Raw genomic sequence first — 7,697 nt, 5'->3', positions numbered from 1 at the left:
GAAGCAGCCGGTACATCCCATTAGCCGACCTTCGCTGCAAAATGACCGCCTCAAATTAGTTTCCCTAAAGCGGACATCGGGCGCTGACATAACCTTTCAATTATCGAAAGGTGGCTCCGTGTACTGAGTGACCGAATCTCTTATTTCCCACTTATGCCTTTCGTGTGCGAAGGACGGACATTCATCACGGCCCGAACACACAATTTCTGAAAGCCTAAAACGTTTCTGAACCTGAGGAAATCAAGCGGAATATTGAAGGTTCACTTAGCCATGCGGTGTTAAGGTAGGGTTGCACTGCGCCATGTAGGCCGCACAACCAACAATCCCAATATTATCTTCAGTAACAATGTGGATTGGAAAATCACGCATTAATGCTGTTTGACGTCCTTTTGCTTCAAACATTTCCCTAAACTCAGCGAGCTCTATCCAGTTCGAAAGCGCGCGAGTAACGCCGCCATAAAGATAGATCCCGCCTAGGGGTAAATTTACCAAGGCTAGATCACCAACAGTGCGAGCTAAAACTCCCACCACGATCTTAACGGCAAGTGCGCTTGGGGCATCTCGTTTTTCAATTGCAGCCTGAGTGACTTGTTTGGAGGTATAGTTTTTGGTTTCGCAGCAGAGGTGCGCACAAGACAAACGATAAGCAGCCTGAATGCCTTCGCCAGATAAGACGCGTTCCACAGATGCTCTAGTATATTTGGTAGCCAAGATATGGCGCAGCTTCCATTCAACTTCTGTTTCCACCGACAATGTCATGTGGCCACATTCTGCCGGCAAGACATAGCAGTTGCCGTTAGCGAGTGTAACTGATGTCGCAGCATTAAATCCCGTCCCAGCACCGACAATCATTTTCCGAGGGTCAGACTTGTTTGACGGCCCTGAAATATGCTCGGCGCTACCTTGAGGCAGTCTGTTTAACGCAAAGCCTAACGCTTCAAAATCATTGATCGCTTCCGCCGTATTCGACCCTACGGTGGATTTGACCCGATCGAGATCGATCACCCAATTGCAATTGGTCATTGGAACAACATTGCCTTGAATTGGAGCTGCAATTGAAAGACAGACATGTGCCGGACGAACTTGCTTATTGGTAGACAAATAGTCCATGGCAGCATCAGCAAATGAAGCATAGCTGCTATTTAGCACCTTTACGCAATTGGTCGGCTGGCCACCCTGTTCAACAACAAGACCGAACCTTGTGTTGGTCCCGCCAACATCGGCCACCAATGCACTCACTTCACTCATATACGTTGCTCGGTATCCGGATCAAAATATGAGATCTTTGAGAGATCAAAATAGATTGGCAATCTATTGCCAGAACGAACGTCAATATCACCATGCAATCGTGCAGTTACTTCTGCCCCCGCCATCACAATTTGAGCGAACGTATCCGAGCCAGCGGGTTCCACCACATCAAGCAAACACTCCGTCATTTGTGCCGGAGCATCAGTTTCAGGGGCACGGTCGGTTAGAGCTTCTGGCCTCAAACCAATAATTACTTGTTTGTTGTCTAATCGCAAAAGCCCCTCGGGTGGCGCGTAATCTGTCAGTATGATCGGTTCACTGTTTTGTCTTGAAATTGCAATTTGCGCTCCTTCTTCCGTCAGCATTATGTCGGCATGGCAAAGGTTCATGGAAGGGGCGCCCATGAAACCAGCAACAAACATATTTGCTGGCTGGTTGTAGATCTGTTTTGGCGTGCCGGCCTGTTGGATGATGCCATCCTTCATCACCAGGATCTTCGTTGCCAAAGTCATGGCTTCGATTTGATCGTGGGTGACGTAAATCATGGTTGCCCCCAATCTCTCGTGCAGCCGCTTAATTTCCGTACGCATGGTTACACGCAATTTGGCATCAAGATTGGACAATGGTTCATCAAACAAAAACAGCTTCGGGTCCCGCACCAGTGCTCGCCCCATGGCGACGCGTTGACGCTGCCCCCCAGAGAGTTGCGCGGGAAAACGGTCTAGCAGTTGCGTTATTTTAAGCAGCTCTGCCACTTCGTTTATCTTATCGGTTCGTTCTTCCTGAGGCACTTTACGGACCTCCAAGCCGAACCCTATATTGTGGGCGACATCCATATTGGGAAACAGGGCATAGGATTGAAACACCATTGCGATATCGCGTTTGGACGGATCCGCATGTGTGATGTCGGCACCATCAATTGCAATCTGGCCTGAGGTTGGTTCAGTCAATCCGCCTATACAACTAAGCAAAGTGGATTTACCACACCCTGATGGGCCAACAAGCACAAGAAAATCACCCGGCTCAATCGCAAAATTGATGTCGCGCAAGATTTTGAGGTCACCATAATTCTTACATAGGGATTCTACAGACAAAATGGGATGGGACACTAAAATTCTCCTCGTACGGGGAAAGACCATTTCTGGGTCAGCCTTTAACACTGCCAGCGACAAGGCCTGAGACAATAAAACGTTGGAAAAACACAGCTAGAATTGCGGGCGGCAAAGTCGCAAGAACACCGACTGCCGCGATCACTCCATAGTCTGTAACTCGGCCCGCTGCAAAATCCGCAATAGCAATTGGCAACGTCTTGGATGACAAATCACTTGTGAAGATCAGCGCATAGAAAAACTCGTCCCATGCGACCAGGAATGAAAGCATCGCTGTGGCTACGATTGCGGGGGCGACCAATGGCAATACAACCCGTCGCAATGTGAATTGAGTGGATGCGCCTTCGATAAAGGCGGCATGTTCAATCTCAACCGGTAGCACATCGAAGTTCGATTTCATCAACCAAACCGCAAAGGGCAGCAGCAATGCGCAATAAACGGCCAACAAAGTGATAATGTTGTTGAGCAAACCAAAATTGCCAAACGTCTGATACAGCGGAAGAACATAAGTAATTGGTGGCATCATGATTGTTGCTAGAAACAGAAATAACAGCAGCATTGGGGCTTGCCGCCGTGAAAACGCATAAGCCGCTGGAATTGCAAGAGTCAGCGCAACAAGGGTTGCGCCGCCCGAAGTCAAGATTGAATTTCGCAATGCCATTAAGAAGCGTTTCCCGCTCCCGTCTTCCCAATCAAATAGTTGGACATAGCGTGAGAAATCAAGTTCGGACGGGACCCAGTTTAGAGGTACGGTCGTCAAATCTTTGGGACTGGATATGCTCATTATCACGAGCCAAATTAGGGGGGCTAATGTGAAGAATGCCAGAACAATCGATGCACCGTAGAGGGCCGCATTATGCAGGAGCTTCCTATTCATTTTAGTTACTCCCCGATTGGCGATTTACACCCTTGTAGTAGATTGCGATCAACACAGCGCTCACAACAGCAACTAACACGGCATATGACGACCCGCTGCCGGTACGCAGATAGTTGAAATATTCCTGATAAACAAAGAAACTTGCGGTTTTAGTTCCATCAGCTGGCCCGCCTCGGGTCATGACATAAATGATGTCAAAAACACGAAATGCTTCAATGGTGCGCAGAATTAAAACGACGGATAGTGGCCCTAAAATCCAAGGCAAAGTGATGGACCTAAATCTCTTCCATGCGCCAGCGCCTTCTATTGAAGCGGCTTTGTGAAGGTCCGACGGAATTGTTTGCAATGCCGCTAGTGCAACATAAGCAATTAACGGAAAGTTCTTCCAAACATCCGCTAGAACGACCATGTTGAGCGCAAGTGCGGGGTCGCCAAGCCAACTCCGATATTCGCCAATCAACCCGAGTTGAAACAACATTGAATTCAACGCGCCATAGTCAGGATGATAGATCAAACGCCAAGCCAGAGCGTTCACAATGGTCGGCACCGCCCACGGTAGAATAATCAGTGCGCGCATGAGATTTCTGCCGCGGAAGTTTTGATTGAGCAACATAGCAGCGGCAACGCCAATTACAGCTTCTGCACCAACGGAAACAACTGTGAAATACAGCGTTCGCCCCAGGGCTGCGCGGAAATATGGATCGCTCAAAGCGTAAAAATAATTCTCGAAACCAATCCAATTTGGTCCAACTGGCGCATAACTTATTTCCGCGTCGGTGAAGCTCGTCAGAAAGGTCTGAACAAAGGGAATTGCAGTGATCAGGAGGAGGACTATGACAGTTGGCGCCAATAGAAGCCATTTTTCATGCTTTTTTCCGATGCCAGACATAAATATTCCTCCTCCTAGTCTTGTTTATCTTACAGCTTTTACGCGGGCTGCAGCTTCATCCATGGCAACTTTTGCGTCGGTCTGACCCAATAGTGCCCCGTGGATTTGCGACTGCAAGATCCCTGAAATTTCAGTGTAGGATTTCACCAATGGACGTGGGTACATCACAGCGATCGCATCAGTTGCCGCCGCAACCAGATCCTCTTGTCCATCAACAACTGCTGATTCAGTGTAAGACGCTTTCCAAACTGGCAGGCTAAGCGACGCATACTTCTCTTGCACCGACATGTTGGTGAGATGCGCAATGTATGACCAAGCCTCATTGCTGTGTGGGCTGTTCACCGGAATGCCTAAGCCCATTGAGCCATTTACGGCAGAAGCAGTTGAGACGCCCTCAACACCAAGGCCAGGAACAACGCCAACTTTACCAGCAACTGAACTCTCATTTGGATCATTCACCAATGAATTCATATATGTCCAGTTTAGCGCAAATGCAGCGTCACCATTAGAGAATACCCTGCGTACATCTTCTTCGAAATACTCTGTTGATGCTGGGTTTGTCAGGCCATCTTTTAGTGATCCAGCCATATACTCAACAGCTCTGAGTGAGCCACCACTATTAAACGCAGGTGATTTAGGATCGTTATCGTTAAAGAACTTGCCGCCAAACGCCGATAAGATTGTTGTGTAATCGCAAATCATCGCTTCAGACTGCGACCAGCTCCAAACCAATGGATACTCGACCAAACCTTTATCTTTGATGATTTGGGCTTGTACCAACAACTCGTCCCAGGTCGCAGGAGGTTTTTCAATACCAGCTTTTTCCAAAATTTCTGTATTGTAGAACATGTACTTGGTATCAAGGATCCATGGCATGCCAAACTTAGCGCCTTTGTACTCAACAGTTGTCCATGCACCATCAAAAATCTGATCGTCCAATTCTGACGGAATACGCGCAGACAAATCTGATAAGAAACCGCGGACAGCGAATTCCGCAGGCCAGATCACGTCAAACAATACAACATCATAACCGTTGTCACCCGCGCCAACTGAAGCGACGATTTTATCGTGCAATGCTTCATATGGTACAAATTCCATATTGACGGTAACGCCAGGATTTGCAGCTTCAAATTCGGCTGTCATATCTTTGATGTTTTGCTCGCTGTAGGCAGCTTGGCTCATAAAGAGTGCATTTAGCTCAGTGTCAGCAAGAGCGCCCGAAGCGTTCATTGCAATGACAGAAGCTGCTGCCAAAAGTATTGATTTTTTCATTGTCTTTTCCTCTCCTCACTAAGTTCTATTTACAAAATAGCGTTGAATTTTATTTTGTCAAATGATTTTACAAAATAGACGTGCTTTTGAAATTCAGTTACGATTTGCTTCCGCAATTTATGGAATGGGCAGTTGAGAAAAACAAAGTTACGCACATCCGGGACAAATCTTAGTCGGACAAAGGCGCATAATCTGCGGGTTGTTATTGAAGTAATTCGCACACAAGCACCGATTTCAAAAACCGAAATTGCGACCATTACATCCCTATCTCGGCAGACCATACAATATATCGTTGCTGAACTAGAAGCAGCTGAATTAGTTGAACTAATCGATGGCGAGATTAAAGGCCGTGGACACCCCGGCAAGAAGATAGTATTGGCCCCAACAGGGGCATTCAATATTGGCATTCATGTTGACAAACTGTCGATTAGGGCGGTTGTTTGTGATTTGGTTGGTGACGTGGTTTGGCAGCAGTCTCAGCGGCTTAAAAACTGGAACATTGACGACGCGAATCGGCTAATCAAGTCTGTCTTTGACAAATTTGTCGCGGAACATCCATCCAAAGCAAAAAAGCTTGTCGGTGTTGGTGTCGCCGCACCGGGCCCCTTCAATGAGACAAATATCAGACCTGATGATCTAGCCAACTTTCAGCAAGTTGGCACCAGCAAAAATATCAAAAAGCTGTCAGCAGAAATCGGTTTGCCATTCATCGTCGAAAACGATGCAACCGCTGGTGCAATTGGCGAACACCTGCACGGAGAAGGCAAGCCATTTGACACTTTTGTCTTTCTTCAATTTGGTATCGGCCTTGGCGCGGGTTTAATCTTGAATGGAAACAAATTTGCAGGCAGTTCAGAGATCGCTGGTGAAGTCGGCCACATTGTTGTCGAACCTGATGGCCTAAATTGCTCTTGTGGGAAAAGTGGCTGCCTTGAAAGATATTTATCGATCGACGCCTTGTGCCGTGATCTGAATTTGCAGATCGATGATGAAACACTCAACGAGAAGATTACCGAACTAATCGCGCAGCGCAATCAGGCATTGCTCGACTGGATCGATGAAGCAACACCCCGTTTTAGACAGTTGGTAAACACGCTTGAAATGATTGTCGATCCTGAAATCATTATTGTAGGCGGTACTGTACCAAAACCGTTTCTCGATTTACTGATCAGCAGAAGTAAACCATTTTTAAAGCCGTTGAACCGACAACGCGGGGGCGAACAAGTGCGCGTCGGAACAGCTGGCGATTTTGTCGTTGCCGCAGGAGCCGCAGCGGCTTCCGCCGAATCTCATTTTGCTCCTGCGCTTACAAGTCTGATATTGTAACTGATCCTCGACACTCAAAATTACAGGTCACATTGAGAGTGAATCTGATTCCAACAGTTTAGCTACAAGTATGCTTAATCGCGCAACTGCAGCTTTGGGATGCAAGGACAGATCAAACCTGAAAGTTTACCTGCAACTAGGGCTCCAAACTGTAGTTGCCAAATGCCATCGAAGAACCCAATATAACGTTGCTGAATGTCTGAGTGCTGCGGTTGGAGGGTATGGATGAGGAGCCAAAGCTATGTCCGCTTGCAACCTTCCAATGATTATTCCATCAAAACGCGCCTGGAACAATGGCCGACTAATTGGTCAAAAGCGACCGCTGCAGCCGAAACACGTTTGGGCAATTCGAGTGCGGCTCGAACTTGCAAACGCAATACGAGACCTAGCTTTGTTTAATCTTGCCATCGACAGCAAACTTCGAGGTTGCGATCTCGTGGCACTGAAAGTTTCAGATGTTTACTCAGCTGGTTCGGTAAAGGAACGAGCGTCAGTTCTCCAGAGCAAGACTAAAACACCAGTCAGGTTTGAAATCACAGAAGGTACTAGAAAATCTCTGATTGACTGGATACATCAACCCTTAATGGTTGGGCACGGTTTCTTATGGCCAGGGCGTTTTCATGACAGGCCACATATCTCAACACGGCAATATGCCCGAATGTTAAAAAACTGGGTGCAATCCATCGGCTTGGAGGCAAGCGTTTACGGCACACACTCGATGCGCAGAACAAAAGTTGCGCAGATCTACAAGAAGACCGGTAACCTTAGGGCCGTCCAACTACTTTTGGGACACACAAAAATGGACAGCACTGTTCGATATCTCGGGGTAGATTTGGAAGATGCGCTGACTATCTCCGAAGGTGTCGAGATCTGAAGCGCTCGTGAGGGTCGGTTAAACAACCGGGCCATATGTATGTACCGGCTGCTGTTCGCAAGTGATTTCTGCATGTTCTCGGAAGTCGCTCATATGTATCCG

Annotated in this window: 7 protein-coding genes; 2 read left to right on the top strand and 5 right to left on the bottom strand. The window is 47.4% G+C overall.

Annotated features, from left to right (window positions below; all coding sequences use genetic code 11):
* Nucleotides 1–264: 264 nt before the first annotated feature.
* The 5 genes from ACSHWX_RS17480 to ACSHWX_RS17460 all read right to left on the bottom strand — a co-directional run bounded on the left by ACSHWX_RS17480 (nt 265) and on the right by ACSHWX_RS17460 (nt 5,395).
* Nucleotides 265–1,248: a glucokinase gene (locus ACSHWX_RS17480; RefSeq protein WP_435669493.1), complete on the bottom strand. Its 984-nt coding sequence runs from the start codon at nt 1,246–1,248 to the stop codon at nt 265–267.
* A complete protein-coding gene (locus tag ACSHWX_RS17475; RefSeq protein ID WP_435669492.1) occupies nt 1,245–2,357 on the bottom strand; it encodes an ABC transporter ATP-binding protein in 1,113 nt (370 codons plus the stop codon). Before ACSHWX_RS17475 ends, ACSHWX_RS17480 begins: the two co-directional genes overlap by 4 nt.
* A gap of 37 nt (nt 2,358–2,394) precedes the next feature.
* Complete coding sequence (locus ACSHWX_RS17470) at nt 2,395–3,141, bottom strand: carbohydrate ABC transporter permease (protein WP_435669491.1); 747 nt, start codon at nt 3,139–3,141, stop codon at nt 2,395–2,397.
* Between the two features lie 94 nt (nt 3,142–3,235).
* Nucleotides 3,236–4,123, bottom strand: a complete 888-nt coding sequence (locus ACSHWX_RS17465; RefSeq protein WP_435669490.1) for a carbohydrate ABC transporter permease — start codon at nt 4,121–4,123, stop codon at nt 3,236–3,238.
* A 24-nt stretch (nt 4,124–4,147) separates the two neighbouring features.
* On the bottom strand, nt 4,148–5,395 hold the full coding sequence (locus ACSHWX_RS17460; protein WP_435669489.1) for an extracellular solute-binding protein: 1,248 nt from the start codon (nt 5,393–5,395) through the stop codon (nt 4,148–4,150).
* 132 nt (nt 5,396–5,527) lie between these two features.
* Between ACSHWX_RS17460 and ACSHWX_RS17455 the strand changes: the two genes are divergently transcribed.
* Both ACSHWX_RS17455 and ACSHWX_RS17450 read left to right on the top strand, forming a co-directional pair.
* Nucleotides 5,528–6,721, top strand: coding sequence for an ROK family transcriptional regulator (locus ACSHWX_RS17455; RefSeq protein WP_435669488.1), 1,194 nt, complete (start codon nt 5,528–5,530; stop codon nt 6,719–6,721).
* A 241-nt stretch (nt 6,722–6,962) separates the two neighbouring features.
* On the top strand, nt 6,963–7,595 hold the full coding sequence (locus tag ACSHWX_RS17450; RefSeq protein ID WP_435669487.1) for a tyrosine-type recombinase/integrase: 633 nt from the start codon (nt 6,963–6,965) through the stop codon (nt 7,593–7,595).
* Nucleotides 7,596–7,697 lie beyond the last annotated feature (102 nt).

Source organism: Maritalea sp. (genome assembly GCF_051251695.1).
Classification (GTDB): Bacteria; Pseudomonadota; Alphaproteobacteria; order Rhizobiales; family Devosiaceae; genus Maritalea.
Note: the sequence above shows the minus strand (reverse complement) of the source record. Positions and strands in the feature narration are given on the sequence as shown.

Excerpts from the sequence above, each read along its gene's own strand:
- ACSHWX_RS17480 (WP_435669493.1), bottom strand. The coding sequence starts at position 1,248 with ATGAGTGAAGTGAGTGCATTGGTGGCCGATGTTGGCGGGACCAACACA.
- ACSHWX_RS17470 (WP_435669491.1), bottom strand. The coding sequence starts at position 3,141 with ATGAGCATATCCAGTCCCAAAGATTTGACGACCGTACCTCTAAACTGG.
- ACSHWX_RS17465 (WP_435669490.1), bottom strand. The coding sequence starts at position 4,123 with ATGTCTGGCATCGGAAAAAAGCATGAAAAATGGCTTCTATTGGCGCCA.
- ACSHWX_RS17460 (WP_435669489.1), bottom strand. The coding sequence starts at position 5,395 with ATGAAAAAATCAATACTTTTGGCAGCAGCTTCTGTCATTGCAATGAAC.
- ACSHWX_RS17450 (WP_435669487.1), top strand. The coding sequence starts at position 6,963 with ATGTCCGCTTGCAACCTTCCAATGATTATTCCATCAAAACGCGCCTGG.